Source organism: Austwickia chelonae NBRC 105200 (assembly GCF_000298175.1).
In the GTDB taxonomy this organism is placed as follows: Bacteria; Actinomycetota; Actinomycetes; order Actinomycetales; family Dermatophilaceae; genus Austwickia; species Austwickia chelonae.
On record NZ_BAGZ01000001.1, the window covers coordinates 106864 to 121355 of the forward strand.

14 protein-coding genes are annotated in these 14492 nt (G+C 65.6%); 6 read left to right on the top strand and 8 right to left on the bottom strand.

Annotated features, from left to right (window positions below; translation table 11 throughout):
• Positions 1–16: 16 nt before the first annotated feature.
• Positions 17–1483, bottom strand: coding sequence for an NAD-dependent succinate-semialdehyde dehydrogenase (locus tag AUCHE_RS00460; protein WP_006501282.1), 1467 nt, complete (start codon positions 1481–1483; stop codon positions 17–19).
• 110 nt (positions 1484–1593) lie between these two features.
• Between AUCHE_RS00460 and AUCHE_RS00465 the strand changes: the two genes are divergently transcribed.
• Positions 1594–1845: a hypothetical protein gene (locus AUCHE_RS00465; protein ID WP_006501283.1), complete on the top strand. Its 252-nt coding sequence runs from the start codon at positions 1594–1596 to the stop codon at positions 1843–1845.
• 84 nt (positions 1846–1929) lie between these two features.
• On the opposite strand, the gene AUCHE_RS00470 is transcribed toward AUCHE_RS00465, so the two are convergent.
• The 6 genes from AUCHE_RS00470 to AUCHE_RS00495 are packed head-to-tail and all read right to left on the bottom strand — an operon-like array spanning position 1930 to position 7244.
• A complete protein-coding gene (locus AUCHE_RS00470; RefSeq protein ID WP_006501284.1) occupies positions 1930–2766 on the bottom strand; it encodes an ABC transporter permease in 837 nt (278 codons plus the stop codon).
• Positions 2763–3617, bottom strand: a complete 855-nt coding sequence (locus AUCHE_RS00475; protein ID WP_006501285.1) for an ABC transporter permease — start codon at positions 3615–3617, stop codon at positions 2763–2765. The genes AUCHE_RS00470 and AUCHE_RS00475 overlap by 4 nt, the downstream gene beginning before the upstream one ends.
• A complete protein-coding gene (locus AUCHE_RS00480; RefSeq protein WP_006501286.1) occupies positions 3614–4804 on the bottom strand; it encodes an ABC transporter ATP-binding protein in 1191 nt (396 codons plus the stop codon). The genes AUCHE_RS00475 and AUCHE_RS00480 overlap by 4 nt, the downstream gene beginning before the upstream one ends.
• Complete coding sequence (locus tag AUCHE_RS00485; RefSeq protein ID WP_006501287.1) at positions 4804–6096, bottom strand: polyamine ABC transporter substrate-binding protein; 1293 nt, start codon at positions 6094–6096, stop codon at positions 4804–4806. The genes AUCHE_RS00480 and AUCHE_RS00485 overlap by 1 nt, the downstream gene beginning before the upstream one ends.
• Before the next feature lie 45 nt (positions 6097–6141).
• Positions 6142–6879 carry a hypothetical protein gene (locus AUCHE_RS00490; protein ID WP_006501288.1) on the bottom strand — a complete coding sequence of 246 codons (738 nt, stop codon included), beginning with the start codon at positions 6877–6879 and terminating at the stop codon, positions 6142–6144.
• Positions 6876–7244, bottom strand: coding sequence for a PadR family transcriptional regulator (locus AUCHE_RS00495; RefSeq protein ID WP_006501289.1), 369 nt, complete (start codon positions 7242–7244; stop codon positions 6876–6878). The genes AUCHE_RS00490 and AUCHE_RS00495 overlap by 4 nt, the downstream gene beginning before the upstream one ends.
• Positions 7245–8037: 793 nt before the next feature.
• Here AUCHE_RS00495 and AUCHE_RS00500 point away from each other — a divergent pair.
• From AUCHE_RS00500 to rbsK, 5 genes are all read left to right on the top strand, one after another.
• Positions 8038–8604: a hypothetical protein gene (locus AUCHE_RS00500; RefSeq protein WP_006501290.1), complete on the top strand. Its 567-nt coding sequence runs from the start codon at positions 8038–8040 to the stop codon at positions 8602–8604.
• A 95-nt stretch (positions 8605–8699) separates the two neighbouring features.
• Positions 8700–9641 (top strand): sugar-binding transcriptional regulator, encoded by a 942-nt coding sequence (locus tag AUCHE_RS00505; protein WP_006501291.1) that lies wholly within the window; start codon positions 8700–8702, stop codon positions 9639–9641.
• A gap of 245 nt (positions 9642–9886) precedes the next feature.
• On the top strand, positions 9887–11215 hold the full coding sequence (fucP, locus tag AUCHE_RS00510) for an L-fucose:H+ symporter permease (RefSeq protein ID WP_006501292.1): 1329 nt from the start codon (positions 9887–9889) through the stop codon (positions 11213–11215).
• On the top strand, positions 11212–12240 hold the full coding sequence (locus AUCHE_RS00515; RefSeq protein ID WP_006501293.1) for an aldose 1-epimerase family protein: 1029 nt from the start codon (positions 11212–11214) through the stop codon (positions 12238–12240). Before fucP ends, AUCHE_RS00515 begins: the two co-directional genes overlap by 4 nt.
• Positions 12241–12283: 43 nt before the next feature.
• On the top strand, positions 12284–13189 hold the full coding sequence (gene rbsK / locus AUCHE_RS00520) for a ribokinase (protein ID WP_006501294.1): 906 nt from the start codon (positions 12284–12286) through the stop codon (positions 13187–13189).
• Between the two features lie 59 nt (positions 13190–13248).
• Here rbsK and rlmN read toward each other — a convergent pair whose 3' ends face one another.
• Complete coding sequence (gene rlmN, locus AUCHE_RS00525; protein ID WP_006501295.1) at positions 13249–14454, bottom strand: 23S rRNA (adenine(2503)-C(2))-methyltransferase RlmN; 1206 nt, start codon at positions 14452–14454, stop codon at positions 13249–13251.
• Positions 14455–14492 lie beyond the last annotated feature (38 nt).

The following is a 14492-nucleotide window of genomic DNA, read 5'->3' on the forward strand; positions in this document are numbered from 1 at the left end:
AGACCGGCCAGTGCTCTCAGCGGGGGATGCCCAGGTAGGTCGTCTCCAGGAATTCCTCGATCCCCTCCGCCCCGCCTTCTCGGCCCAGCCCGGACTGTTTCACCCCGCCGAAGGGCGCCGCCGGGTTGGAGACCACGCCCGAGTTCACACCGACCATGCCGTATTCCAAGGCTTCTCCCATCCTGAGGGCCCGGGCCAGGTCGGTGGTGAAGACATAGCTCATCAGGCCGTAGTCGGAGTCATTCGCCAACCGGACGGCTTCTGCCTCGGTCTCGAAGGGCACCAGGGGCGCGACCGGGCCGAAGATCTCCTCCCGGCATACCCTGGCCTGCGGGGAGACCTCGGCGAGGACTGTCGGCGGGTAGAAATGTCCGGGGCCGGGCAGCGGTTCTCCTCCGCAGAGCAAGCGGGCGCCGTCGGCGAGCGCGTCCTGGACGAGACGGTGCACCCGGTCCCGGGCGGCTGCGTCGATGAGCGGTCCGACCTGGTTGTCCTCCACCGTGCCTGGCCCCACGGTCATCGCGGACATCTTGCAGCTCAGCCGGTCCGCGAACTCGTCCATCACCGCCCGGTGCACGTAGAGGCGGTTGGCTGCGGTGCAGGCTTCGCCGATGTTGCGCATCTTCGCCAGGACGGTCTGTTCGACGGCCTGGTCCAGGTCGGCGTCCTCGAAGACGATCAGGGGCGCATTGCCGCCCAGCTCCATGGAGACGCGCAGGACGTTCTGTCCGCTCTGCTCGATCAGGCGCCGTCCGACTTCGGTGGATCCGGTGAAGGTGATCTTGCGTAGGCGTGGGTCGGCCATCAGCTCCGGGACGATCTGCGCGGTCGACGAACTGGGGATCACGTTGACCACCCCGGCCGGGACCCCCACGTCGTGCAGGATCTGTGCGAGGGCCAGCATGGTCAGCGGAGTCTGTGATGCGGGTTTGACGATGCAGGTGCAGCCTGCGGCGAGCGCAGGTCCGATCTTGCGGGTGCCCATGGCCAGGGGGAAGTTCCACGGGGTGATCATGAGGGTGGGGCCGACGGCTTTCTTCATGGTCAGCAGGTGGGAGCCGCCTGCGGGTGCGGTGGTGTAGCTTCCGCGAATGCGTACGGCCTCTTCGGCGAACCAGCGGAAGAACTCGGCCCCGTAGGCGACCTCGCCGCGCGACTCGGCCAACGGTTTTCCCATTTCCAAGGTCATCAGCGTGGCGAGAAGCTCGGCGCGGTCGTGGATGAGTTCGTAGGCCGAGCGGAGGAGTTCACCTCGTTCCCGGGGAGGGGTGGATGCCCATCGGGGCTGGGCTGCACAGGCGGCGTCCAGAGCCGATTTCGCGTCGTCGGTGGTGGCGTCGGCGACCTGTGCGAGGATCCGGCCGTCGGCGGGGTCGTCGACGTCGATGGTGCCCCGGGAGGATCCGGGCCGGAAGTGTCCTCCGATGTAGAGCTCGGTCGGGCAGGGGGGCAGGGGAACCGTGTGCTGGGCGGCATCTGTCATAGCCCCATATTGGTCTTCCGGAGAGCCCTTCGCTCGCCCCCTGCCGGGGTACGGTGGGCGTTGTGGGGCCTTGGGAAACGGAGGTTTCCGATGTTCATGAATTTTCGGGCATGGACGACGTCCCGCGTATCGAGGCGTTGTCCAGGGCGGTCGCCTCTTCCCTCGGAGCAGAAGGACACGGCATGAGCAGGGACGGACTGAGCATCGGTTACCGCGTCGGGTGGCGGCTGAGGAAACTGGCGATGACCTTCTTCGGACCGGCGCAGCTCAACAGCGATCAGGATCCGATGGCCAAGTTGCAGGCCGAGCGGGAGGCCAAGATCGCTGAGGCGAGGGCGAAACGGGCCTCCTCCGGTTCCTGATCCGTCGGGTCCGAGTCGGGGCTTGCACGGCTCGTGGGGTGTGGCCGGGAGGGTGTTTCCCGGTTGGTCGGGAGCGAGCCTGGGTCAGCGGACTGTTCTGCGCCGTCGGCGTAGCCAGCTCGCTGCGGTGAAGGCCAGCGCTGCTGACAGTCCCAGGAGAGCGAGTCCGACACCGATCACGTTGGCTTGTGCCGGTATTCCACGCAGTGCGGTGACATAGACATAACGGGGGAAGGTCATGGCGTCACCGCCGACGAAGGTGGCCAGGACGACATCGTCCATGCTGATCGCGAAGGCCAGCAGTGCAGCTCCGACGATCCCGGGAGCGGCCAGGGGCAAGGTCACGTGACGGAAGGTCGCGAAGGTACCCGCGTAGAGGTCCGCGGCGGCTTCGGCCAGACGCGGATCCAGGCTTTCCAGCCGGGATCTGACCGCCACCACCACGAAGGACAAGGCCAGCATGACGTGCGCGGCGATGATCGCGGTCTCCCCGAGTCGGAGGCCCACGGCGGAGAGGCCCTGGACGAACAGGGTCAGCAGCCCCGCGCCCAGGACGACGTCGGGAGTGTCCATCGGCAGCAGCAGCAGGACCTCCAGTGCTCCGCGACCGCGGAGCCTGGTGCGGACCAGGGCGACCGCCATGAGGGTGCCCAGGACAGTGGCGATGACGGTGGAGATCAGTCCGACGCGCAGGCTCGTGGCGAGGGCGTCACAGATCCCCGCTGCTCCGCAGGGATCGGCCCAGTGCGCGAGGGTGGGTGACCCCTCGGGGTTCCAGACCAGGTTGCTGCGATGGTAGGCGTTGAAGGAGAAGACGGCGGTGTAGACGACGGGGATGCACAACAGGAGCATCACCGTCCCGGCGGCGAACCACACGGCGTGGTCACCGAACCAGCCGACGGTCTTCCTCAGGGATTTCATGTCAGCTCCCGGGTGCCGAACCGTCGCAGATAGGCGGTGATCAGGACGAGGACCCCGACCAGCAGGATCATCGATGTCGCGGCAGCGACCGGGTAGCCCCCGACGACCCTGAGCATCTGTGATTCGACGGCGTTCCCAGCCATCTTCGTGCTCTCCGCACCGAGCAGTTCGGCGTTGACGTAGTCCCCCAGCGCGGGGATGAAGGTGAGCAGGACACCTGCGGTGATGCCCGGCGTGGCCAAGGGCAGAGTGACTCGGACCAGGGTGGAAAGATGTCCGCCGTACAGGTCGTGCGAGGCCTCCAGGAGCCGCGGGTCGAGACGTTCGAGTGCGGCGTAGAGAGGGACGACCATGAAGGGCAGGTAGTTGTAGGCCAGCCCGGCGACGACCGCGACCGAGGTCTCGGTGAGATGGCCTTCCGGAAGCAGCCCCAGCGCACCCACGGCCTTGGCCACCGGCGCTTCGTCGGACAGAATCTGTCGCCAGGCCAGTGTCCTGAGCAGGAAAGCCACCAGGAAAGGCGCGAAGGTCACCACCAGGAGGAGTGGACGCCACCGGCCGGCCCGAAAGGCCAGGACGTAGGCGATGGGCAGGGCGAGCAGAAAGGCCAGGACGGTCGCTGCTCCGGCGTAGAACGTCGAGCGCCCCAGATGTCCGGCGAACTGGCCCCAGGCCTCGACGTAGTTCCCGACATTGACATCTCGGTAGTAATAGCCGGGATGTCCGGGATAGGCCGACTGCAGGCTCACCGAGCCGAGCTGCACCAGGGGGAAGACGAAGAAGACCGCCAGCCACAGCAGCCCGGGCAGGAGCAGGATCCACCCCGGCCAGAGCGACCGTAACGCCCTCACGAGGGTGGCTCCACGGCTGAGACGGCGAAGGCATGTCCTGCGTCGAAGGCCAGATGCACGATGTCACCGGGGGCGAACCGGGGAGTGACTCCGTCGTTGGCGGCGAGGACCTGCCAGTCGGGCAGTCCGTCGACGGCGACCTGGTAGGCGGTGCCCGGCCCGGTGAAGGTCGCGGAGATCACGGTTCCCGGGCCGACGAGATCCAGGCCGTAGGGAGAGGTGTGCTGTTTCGGACCCGGCGTCTGCGGTGACCGATCCGCAGGGTCGACGGGCGGGCCCGGACGCAGCCGTACCCGTTCCGGCCGGATCCCGATGAGCAGATCGGTGTCGGCAGCGGCTCGAGCGGCGATACGGTCGGCGGGCACTCGGACGATCCCGGCCGAGCCGACCGCGAACTCGACGGCTTCCCCGCCTCCGGTGCCGATGCTGCCCACTCGTCGTGCCGGAGCCAGGAGTGCTCGTCCGAGGAAGGTGGCTACGAAGGCAGTCTGCGGGAGCTCGTAGACCTGTTGCGGGCTTCCGTACTGTTCGACCCGTCCGCCGCGCATCACCGCCACCTCGTCGGCCAGCGTCAACGCTTCTTCTTGGTCGTGGGTGACGTGCAGGAAGGTGGTGCCGAGTCGGTTCTGCAGTTCTTTCAGTCCGTCCTGCATGGCGCGGCGCAGACGTAGGTCGAGCGCCCCCAGCGGCTCGTCCAGCAGGAGCACGGCGGGGTCGTTCACCAGGGCTCGGGCCAGGGCGACCCGTTGTTGTTCTCCACCGGAGAGTTCTGCGGGTCGGCGACGGGCGAGCGCGCCGAGTTGGACCAGGTCGAGTGCTTGGCGTGCCCGGGCCTCGGCGTCTTTGACCCTGCGGCGGCGTGGGCCGAAGGCGACATTCCCCAGGACGTCGAGGTGAGGGAAGAGTGCGTAGCTCTGGAAGACGGTGTTGATCGGCCGTTCGTGGGGGCGGGAGCGGGTCAGGTCGTCCGCGCCGAGCAGGATGCGCCCGCCGCTGGGTTTCTCGAAGCCGGCGATCATCCGCAACGTGGTGGTCTTCCCGCAGCCGGACGGTCCGAGCAGGGCGACATAGCGTCCGGCTGGGACGTCGAGGTCGATGCCGTCGACGGCGAGGGTCCGTTCGTAGGTCTTGGTCAGTTGCTCCAGGTGGAGGTCGCCGGCGCGCGCGGTGTGCGATGGGATCGACATCAGTTGCCTACTACTTTCGCCCACAGTGCACTGTATTCGGCGTCCTCTGCGGGGGTCAGTGCCCGGAATTCACGGGCGTGGGCCTCGATGAAGGATTGTTCGGGGAAGATCAGGGGGTTGGCGGCGAGTTCGGGGTCGATCTTCTCCGCCGCGTTCTGCGCTCCTTGGACGGGACAGACATAGCCGACGGCTGCGGCGACCTGGGCGGCTACGGCGGGGGTGTAGTAGTAGTTCAGCAGTTGTGCCGCGGCTTTGCGGTGCGGCGAGGTGATGGGGACGACCGCATTGTCGCTCCAGATCAGTCCGCCGGAATCGGGGAGGATGAATTCCCAGTCGTCGCTGCCGGTTTCCTCTCGAAGGGTGGCGATGTCACCGCTCCAGACCATGCCGGCGAGGGCGTTGCCGCTCTTGAGGTCTTCGAGATAGGAGTTGCCGCGGATCCGGCGGACCTGGCCGTCGGCGATCTCCTTGCGCACGACGTCGGCGGCTCGTTCGATGGCGGTGCGGTCGAAGTGTCCGGCGGGGTCGACGCCTTGGGCGAGCATGATCATGCCGAGGGTGTCGCGCATCTCCGAGAGCAGGACGACCTTCCCGGCGAGGTCTTTGGCCCACAGGTCGTCGACCGATTTCAGGGAGCGTCCGATGCGGCCTTTGTGATAGCCGATGCCGGCGAATCCGGACTGCCAGACGAGGCTGTGGCGTCGCCCGGGGTCGAAGCTGACGTCCTTGAGCTTTTCGAGGAGGTTGACGGCATGGGGGATACGGATGAGGTCCAGGGGTGCGAGAAGTCCGTTGCGGATGAGACGGTTGACCATCCAGTCGCTGAAGACGACGAGATCACGTCCGACGTCCTGGCCCGCGCGCATCCGCGGTGAGATCGTGTTGACGTAGGTGTCGTTGTCGTCGATCTCCTCGGCGTAGTCGACTTTGATGCCGGTCTGGGCGGTGAAGGCGGACATGGTGGGCGAGGCTCCGCCGGGCGTCCGGTCGAGATACTGGGTCCAGTTGGCGAAGCGGACGATTTTGTCGGCGGCCGAGGTGTCGGCGGGCAGGCTGCGGGTGGTGGTTCCGGCCGAGGGAGGGACCGGAGGCGCACATCCTGCGAGAGCTCCGGCTGCGGCAGCGCCGATCGTCGTCGTGGCACCGGCGAGGAATCGACGGCGGGTCATCGTCGAGCGGGAGAACGCGATGAGGGCCCGCACGACCTTCGGGTCGGCGGGCCCGGAGGGAGCCCAGTCGGGGACCGTCCCGTCAGGCGGGTGGATCTCGGAGTTCAAAGGCACGAAGAACATTGTGCCGTGCCATGCAGGTCCGCGAGACCGCAGATGCCGGCCTGGTCAATGGGAGATGTGCCAGCTCGCCAGTGTGATCGTGGGGATCAGCAGCGGAGCCGCCCAGATCCCTCCGAGCACGATCCACTTCGCCTCTCTCGCATCTGCCGGTGACAAGGACTCACCGGGGTTGACGATCGGGTCGGCTGAGCTCCCGCTCTGGAGGAAGGTCTGGACCGACGCGAACACCACCAGCAGGAGTGATCCGCCGACCGTGAGCGGGAGCGCCGGTGCGGTGAAGACGACTGGTCCGCCCCAGAGCAGGAGTGCGACCACGGCGCAGAAGAAGGCCATGAAAGCAGTCATCCATCGCCAGAGACTTCTCAACAGCATGTTGAGGTAGTGCACTGCTGCCAGGAGATAACCCACCGACATCAGAACGGCGACCAGCGCTCCTGTGCGCATCTCGACGGGTTGGCCGTCGAGGGCGCCTGTCAACCCGGCGGAGACGGCGAATCCGCACAGGAGCGCCAGCACGGCCGGGGTGAGGTTGTTCGGACTCCGCTCCACGGGTGTGCGCTGTTGCCCTTCGAAATCGAGACACATGGCGTACTCCTGTGGGTCGCCGAAGGCCTCGGTTGCCTTCTGTCCGGAGGCGGCGCAGTGCGACTCGACCTCGGTGAGGATGTCTCCGATGCGAGCCCCGGAGATATCCCGCAGGCGCAGTTCCAGCAGGAGGTCGGCTGCCCAGTCCTTGTCCACGTGCGGATAGTTCTGAACGAGGGTTTTCTTGCTCCCGATCATCGGGTCGGTCCTTCCTCGAGGAGACGCCTCGTGACGTCGGTGAACTGCTGCCAGCGCGCGCGTCGACGGGCCAGGTGGTCGCGTCCCGCAGTGTTGAGGGTGTAGTACTTCCGCCCTGGGCCCGAAGCGCCTGATCGCCATTCGATGTCGACGAGACCGGCTGATTCCAGGCGCCCGAGCAGGGGATACAGCGTTCCCCCCTTGATCTCGCCCAAGCCGGCCCGCTCGAGGTCGGCGGCGATGGCATAGCCGTACGTCGGACCGGACTCGAGCACAGCGAGTACGCCTACCTCGAGTACCCCGCGCAACCATTCGGCAGGCCAGGGGTTGGCGGCGGGATCGGCCTGCGCCAAAGCATCGGACATGACTAGATCGTATGGCGATCTAATAAGCCTGTCTATCTAGCTGCCCGGGCCCGGTGGACGCACCGGGGAGCAGATCGGAAGGCCGCGTCTCGTCGCGACACGCACCTCGCCCGTGGACATGATCTTGACGCGGATGCCGTCCAGGCAGTGATATATCAGGCAGCAAGTCGAATTTCGGCAGGAATTCTTCCGCGATAGATGACATCGAACGGGTGACGTCTGCTGAAAATGGCCGCGCCGACGCGGGACCCCTACAATCCCGCGTCGGCGCTCCCCTGTGCACGCCGAGGCCCTTCGCGCTCGGCGCCTCACGGTGCTGCTCACCTGCCCCCTACAAGCCGGTGGGCGGCGCCGTGGCCTCCGGTCGCCGTGACGATCCCGCCACAACGATTGAGCGATCGGGAAACTCGAGGTGGGGCGGGCGAAACTTGGCCCTGCTCGCCCTGCGCCGTTCCATGGCCCGGAATCGGCTGCCGGATTGCCGCACCACCACGTGGATCCTCCGATGCCGTTCCAGTCTGACAAATCGCAACCCTCAATCCGGTTACGAAATTGACACAGGACGGATACGACTTCGCACGGACAGCTCATTTTTCGAACACCGGAGGCTCCGGGCCCCCACCTTCCGCCACTCTCCCCCGTTGCGGCCACGACCTGGACAGATGTCCTGTTCTCAGCATCACATCCTTCTGTCGTCGACAGTAATTGATGAGTCACTTAACCTCGAGACGGTCACTCTCCGACAACCCGGACTCCATCCGGGCCGCTGCGACCGTCCACCCAGGAGGCACTCATGTCCCGCTCGTCCTTCAACCGTTTCCTCGCCGCCACCGGCGCGGGGATCGCCGTCCTCCTGCTCGTCGCCGGCGGCCTTCTCGCCTGGGCCGCCCATTTCGCCAACTCCCAGGTGAGCAGTCAACTCTCGGCGCAGCGGATCACGATGCCCTCGGGCAAAGCCATCGAAGACCCGAAGATCAAACCGCACCTGGAGCAGTACGCGGGCAGCACGATGGACAACGGGGACAAGGCCAAGGCCTTCGCCGACCACTACATCCAGGTCCACATGGACACAGCAGCCAAGGGGCGGACCTATAACGAGGTCAGCAGCGAATTCATGGCCGCATCCAAGGACCCGGCCCGAGCCGACAGCGAAGAGACCAAGAAGCTCGGCGAACTGCGCCAGACCCTCTTCATGGGCGACACCCTCCGCAGCATGCTGCTCACCGCCTACGCCTTCGGGACGATGGGTAAAATCGCCCAGATCGCCTCGTACATCTGCTTCGGAGGAGCCGCCACGATGCTCCTGCTGAGTACGCTGGGACTTCGGCGCGCGCGGGCCGCCGGGGACGCCGCTGCCTGAGCAGGACACAGCAGATTCCGCGCGCCACCAGGACGCAGTCGCTCCGGATCGCCATGCTGGAGGCCTGCATGTGACGACTCGGAGGATGAACGGCCATGACATTGGGCAGCCGGGACGCGCAGTCCATCGACGCGGTACGCCTGTACTACGAGCGAGGCATGAGCCAGGGAGAGGTCGCTCAGACCCTCGGGGTCTCCCGCCCCACGGTGTCCAAACTCATCCAGTTCGCCAAGGATCAGGGCTATGTCGAGATCGTCATCAACGATCCCCGGGAAAGCGCCAACGACCTGGGGGACGCCCTCCGCGCGGAATACGGGCTACGTGCCGTCCACGTGGCCTCCCCTCCGACCGAGCAGGCCGATATGGTGCGCGAAGCCCTCGGACGTACAGGGGCCAGGGTCCTCGGCGACCTGGTGCAGGACGGCGACCTGCTCGGAGTGACCTGGGGTCGCACCCTGTACTCGGTCGCCCGCCATCTCCAGCACAAGGATGTGCGTGGCGTAGAGGTGATCCAGCTGAAGGGCGGAATGAGTCAGAGCTCCCCCGGTTCGCAGGACGTGGAGACCATTCAGCTCTTCGCCAAGGCTTTCGATGCGTTCATGCGTTTCCTCCCGCTACCGGCGATCTTCGACAGCCTGGAGGTCAAGCAGCTGGTGGAGCAGGAAAGGCATATCCGTCGGGTGATCGAGTTGGGCCGCGAGGCGAATATCGCGGTCTTCACCGTCGGCGCGGTCTCCGCCGACTCCCTGATCTTCGAGCTGGGTTATCTCTCGGCCGCGGAGCAGCGCAGGGTGATGAAGCACGCCGTGGGTGACATCTGCTCACGTTTCCTGGACGCCCAGGGATCGGTGTGCGATCCGGAGTTGGACGCCCGCACGGTGGGCATCGGCTTGGCGGAGCTTCGTACGAAACAGCACCGGGTCCTGGTTGCCGGCGGTCGTGACCGGGTGGAGGGTGTCCGGGTGGCCCTCCGCGCGGGCTATGCGACCGAACTGGTGACGGACCGGTTCACCGCGACCAAGCTCCTCCCGGGCTGACTTTCCTTTTGCCTTCTCGGGCATGTGAACTGCTGATTGGAAGAGAATGGAACAGATGTAAAAAGATAATCTTTACAAGGGTTCTCCTCCGTCGTAGGGTCAGACCGATCCCAACGGAGGTTGAACGCCATGACCATGTCATCGCTCCTCGACCGCACCCTCATGGCACCCGACGCCACCAGGCCGCGGTTCGATCCCACGAACCACCTCGTCTCGCCCGTCCGTCCATCTCAGGACGACGCACGATGACCACGGCCCTTCTCCGCGACCGCTCGGTGCAACAGGACGACGGATACCTCGACAAGACCCCCGTCTACCAGTACATCCTGCTCTCGGTCTGTTTCCCCCTCTGGGGCGTCGCCGCCAGCCTCAACGACATCCTCATCACCCAGTTCAAAACCGTCTTCACCCTGAGCGACCTCGCATCCGCGTTCGTCCAGAGCGCCTTCTACGGCGGCTACTTCGTCATCGCCATCCCGGCATCCCGGGTGATCAAGAAGACCTCCTACAAGACCGCCATCCTCATCGGACTGACCTGCTACATCATCGGCTGCACGCTCTTCTTCCCTGCCAGCCACGTCGCCACCTACAGCGTCTTCCTGGTCGCGCTCTTCGCCATCGCCGTCGGCCTGAGCTTCCTGGAGACGAGCTGCAACACATACAGCTCGATGATCGGCCCCCGCAAGTACGCCACTCTCCGGCTGAACATCAGCCAGACCTTCTACCCGCTCGGCTCGATCTTCGGCATCCTCCTGGGCAAATACCTGATCTTCACCGACGGCGACCGACTCGGTGACCAGATGGGAGCCCTCACCGGCGAGGCCAAGCGTCAGTTCGCCGCCGACCTCCTCCAACGCACCCTGCTGCCGTACAAATACATCATCATGGTGCTGGTCGTGATGCTCCTCCTGGTCGCCCTCACCCAGTTCCCGGCCTGCAAACCCAAGTCGGACCCGAACCTGCAGACCCAGGCCGGAATCGGCGAGACCCTGCGTTACCTGGCCGGAAACCAGACCTTCCTCAAAGGCATCGCCGCCCAGTTCCTCTACGTCGGCATGCAGACCGCCGTCTGGTCGTTCACCATCCGTCTCGCGCTGACCCTGGACAGCTCCATCAACGAACGCGCCGCCTCGACCTACATGATCTGGGCTTTCGTCGCCTTCTTCGTCGGCAAATTCCTCGCCAACCTCTGCATGACCCGGTTCAGCGCCGACGACGTCCTGATCGGATACTCGGTCCTGGGCTGCGCCGCTCTGCTCTACGTCGTGCTAGTCCCGAATATGACCGCCGTCTATGCCTGCATCCTGACCAGCGGGCTCTTCGGCCCCTGCTGGGCCACCATCTACGCCCGCACCCTCGACACCATCACCGACAAACGGCATACCGAAACCGGCGGTGCCGTCATCGTCATGTCGATCATCGGCGGCGCAGTCGTCCCCATCGTCCAGGGCGGAATCTCCGACTCCGTCGGATCCCTGCAACTCTCCTTCGCCGTGTGCCTGGCCTGCTTCGCCGCCGTAGGCCTCTACTTCATCGACCAGAAACGCGCCGCACGAACGGAGCCGCCGGCATGAGCTCATCCTTCGCCACCACAGTCCACCTACGTCCCCAGGACTTCTGCGAGACACCCCGCGCGCTCCTCCACGCCGGGCCGTTCACCGTGACCACCTTCCGATATCCCACCGGGATCGCCGGGCTGAAGGTCACCAGCGACCGGGTCGAGCTGGACATCCTGCCCTACCTGGGTCAGATGATCTGGGAAGCCCATGTCGACGGGATCGACCTGGGAATGACCGACATGTTCGACGCTCCTCGGCCGGCCGAGGTCATCGTCGACACCTACGGTTGTTTCTCCTTCCACTCCGGCCTCCTCGCCGGTGGATGCCCCTCGCCCGAGGACGAACACCCCCTCCACGGGGAGATGGCCTGCGCGCCGATGGACACTTGCTGGGTGACCCTCGAGGGAGACACCCTCGCCATCGGTGGAGAACGTGAATACGTCCAAGGGTTCGGGCACCACTACAGAGCCCGGCCCGGGATCGTCCTCACCGCAGGCAGAACAGTCTTCGACATCACGATGGAAGTGACCAATCTCTCCGCCTACCAAGCCATGCCACTGCAGTACATGTGCCATATGAACCATGCCTACCTGCCCGGCGCGGCCTTCGCCCAATCCATCCCCGACGAAGCCTGGCACCTGCGGGAGAGCATCCCCGCCCACGTGAACCCCACCCCCGCCTGGGAAGCCTTCACCTCCGACATCCTGGCCGGGCACCAACAGCTGGACATCCTCGACAAACCCGAACTGTGCGACCCCGAGATCGTCTACTTCGCCGACGACCTGACCAGGTTCGGGCCCGAAGCACAGTTCGAGCTGCGCTCCCCCGACGGGCACACCTTCGTCACCTCCTTCGCCACCGAGGACTTCCCGGTGGCCACCAGATGGATCCTGCACAACGCCGACCAACGAGTCGCTGCCTTCGTCCTTCCCGGCACCAGCCGTCCGGAAGGGCGTATAGCAGCCCGACGAGCAGGAACACTCATCGAACTCGGCGCCGGAAAGACCCGCTCGTTCACCGTGACCACCGGCCTGTCCTGACCTCGGACACCAGCGAACACCGGACACGACTTAAGGAACCAGGATGGATATCGCCGTCATCGGATCGAACATGGTCGACCTGATCTCCTATGTGGACCGTATGCCCCAAACCGGTGAGACCCTGCGCGCGCCGGACTTCCAGGTGGGCTGCGGTGGCAAAGGAGCCAACCAAGCCGTCGCCGCAGCCCGGCTCGGGGCCCGCGTCATGATGGTGACCCGGGTCGGGGACGACCAGTTCGGCCCGAACACCGTGGCCAATCTCACCGAGAACGGGGTGGACACCACCTTCGTCATGACCAGTGCAGGCACCAGCGGTGTCGCTCCGATCTTCGTCGAACCGGACGGCACGAACAGGATCCTGATCATTCCAGGAGCGAACGACCTGCTCACCCCGCAGGACGTGGAAGCGGCAGCCGAAGCAGTCTCCGGCTGCCGACTGATCGTCCTGCAACTCGAGGTGCCATTACCCACCGTCTACGCTGCGATCGACCTGGGCAACAGGCTCGGCATTCCCGTGCTGCTGAACCCGGCACCGGCCACGGCGGACCTGGACGACCGAGCCGTCGCCAGGTGCGAGTTCTTCATGCCCAACGAGAGCGAACTCCACCTCTTGACCGGGATGCCGGTCGAAACGATCGAAGAGATCACGGCAGCGGCCCGCATCCTGTCCGGCCGGGGTTGCCCGCACGTGATCGTCACTCTCGGCGAGCGAGGTGCTTTGTGGGTGGCCTCGGAATCGACGGAGCTCATCGCCCCCTGCCCGGTCGAGTCCGTGGATTCGACCGGCGCCGGAGACGCCTTCATCGGATGCTTCGCCGAAGCCTTCGTCCGTACCGGTGACATCGGTGGTGCACTCCGGGAAGCCACCGCCTACGCAGCGGACAGTGTGACCCGTCGAGGCACCCAATCGTCCTATGCAACCCGGGAAGAATTCGACCGCACCCGATGAACCGCCCAGGCCGGGAGCAGCTGGTCGCCCAGCTCGTTCCCGGCCCGCTGGTCCACGGATCAGGCTGTCGCGGCAGCAAGCTGCCCGCAAGCGCCGTCGATGTCGCTGCCGCGGGTATCCCGTACCGTCGTGGGGATCCCGTGGGCGCGGAGCCGCTCGACGAACTGCTGTTCCACCCCCGGACGCGAAGCAGTCCACTTAGAACCCGGAGTCGGGTTCAACGGGATGGGATTGACATGCACCCACCCCTTGCCCCGTGCCGCGAGCTTCTCCCCGAGCAGATCCGCCCGCCAGGCATGATCGTTGATATCTCTGATCAAGGCGTACTCGATGGAGACCCGCCGTCCGGTCACCTCGAAATACCGGTAGGCGGCGTCCAACGCCTCGTCGACCTTGTACCGCAGGTTGATCGGTACCAGTTCGTCACGCAGTTCGTCGTCGGGCGCGTGCAGGGACAGGGCCAATGTCACAGGGATGCCTTCGCCAGCCAACCGATCGATGCCCGGCACCAGACCGACGGTGGACATGGTGATCCCACGCGCCGACATCCCCAGCCCGTCGGGCGCCGGATCGGTGAGCCTACGGATCGCCGCGACCGCCCGACGGTAATTGACCAGGGCCTCCCCCATTCCCATGAAGACCACGTTGCTGACCCGCAACGCACTCGCGGTATCGTCCTCGCCCGATGTCCCCCCGGCCAACTGGCCCGAGCGCAGCATCCTGGCTCCGGCGACGACCTGCTCCACCATCTCCGCAGTAGACAGGTTACGGGTGAAACCTTCCTGACCGGTCGCACAGAACGGACAGTTCATACCGCACCCGGCCTGACTGGAGATACACATCGTGACCCGTTGGGGGTATCTCATCAGTACCGATTCGACCAGAGCACCATCGTGCAGTCGCCAGACCAGTTTCAAAGTAGCGCCGTTGTCGGCGGACAGGGTCCGCACCGGGGTCATCAAGGATGGCAGCATGGCCGAGAGCAGCTCCTCCCGGCCCTTCTTGGGCAGGTCGGTCATCTCGTCCGGATCGGTGACCAGATGACCGAAGTAGTGCGTAGACAACTGTTTCGCGCGAAAACCTTGTTGTCCCAAAGCTTTCACGGCGGCGACCCGTCCGGGCATATCGAGATCCGCCAGATGTGTCGGCGGCATCGGATTACCGGGCTCGGAGAAGGTCACCTGCCCGGGGCCGGGCCGACGCCTCTGCAACTCGACACGCACCCGCTCGGGAGCCGTCGATGAGCGTGTGTCAGCCTTGGACATGGCGGAGGCATCACGGCGTCCTCGGGGGACGACATCCG

Bases quoted from the DNA above. Each gene is read 5' to 3' on its own strand.
- AUCHE_RS00480 (WP_006501286.1), bottom strand. From the start codon at position 4,804: ATGTCGATCCCATCGCACACCGCGCGCGCCGGCGACCTCCACCTGGAG.
- rbsK (WP_006501294.1), top strand. From the start codon at position 12,284: ATGGATATCGCCGTCATCGGATCGAACATGGTCGACCTGATCTCCTAT.
- AUCHE_RS00470 (WP_006501284.1), bottom strand. From the start codon at position 2,766: ATGAAATCCCTGAGGAAGACCGTCGGCTGGTTCGGTGACCACGCCGTG.
- AUCHE_RS00490 (WP_006501288.1), bottom strand. From the start codon at position 6,879: ATGATCGGGAGCAAGAAAACCCTCGTTCAGAACTATCCGCACGTGGAC.
- AUCHE_RS00505 (WP_006501291.1), top strand. From the start codon at position 8,700: ATGACATTGGGCAGCCGGGACGCGCAGTCCATCGACGCGGTACGCCTG.
- AUCHE_RS00515 (WP_006501293.1), top strand. From the start codon at position 11,212: ATGAGCTCATCCTTCGCCACCACAGTCCACCTACGTCCCCAGGACTTC.
- AUCHE_RS00465 (WP_006501283.1), top strand. From the start codon at position 1,594: ATGGACGACGTCCCGCGTATCGAGGCGTTGTCCAGGGCGGTCGCCTCT.
- AUCHE_RS00485 (WP_006501287.1), bottom strand. From the start codon at position 6,096: ATGTTCTTCGTGCCTTTGAACTCCGAGATCCACCCGCCTGACGGGACG.
- AUCHE_RS00500 (WP_006501290.1), top strand. From the start codon at position 8,038: ATGTCCCGCTCGTCCTTCAACCGTTTCCTCGCCGCCACCGGCGCGGGG.
- fucP (WP_006501292.1), top strand. From the start codon at position 9,887: ATGACCACGGCCCTTCTCCGCGACCGCTCGGTGCAACAGGACGACGGA.
- rlmN (WP_006501295.1), bottom strand. From the start codon at position 14,454: ATGTCCAAGGCTGACACACGCTCATCGACGGCTCCCGAGCGGGTGCGT.
- AUCHE_RS00495 (WP_006501289.1), bottom strand. From the start codon at position 7,244: ATGTCCGATGCTTTGGCGCAGGCCGATCCCGCCGCCAACCCCTGGCCT.
- AUCHE_RS00460 (WP_006501282.1), bottom strand. From the start codon at position 1,483: ATGACAGATGCCGCCCAGCACACGGTTCCCCTGCCCCCCTGCCCGACC.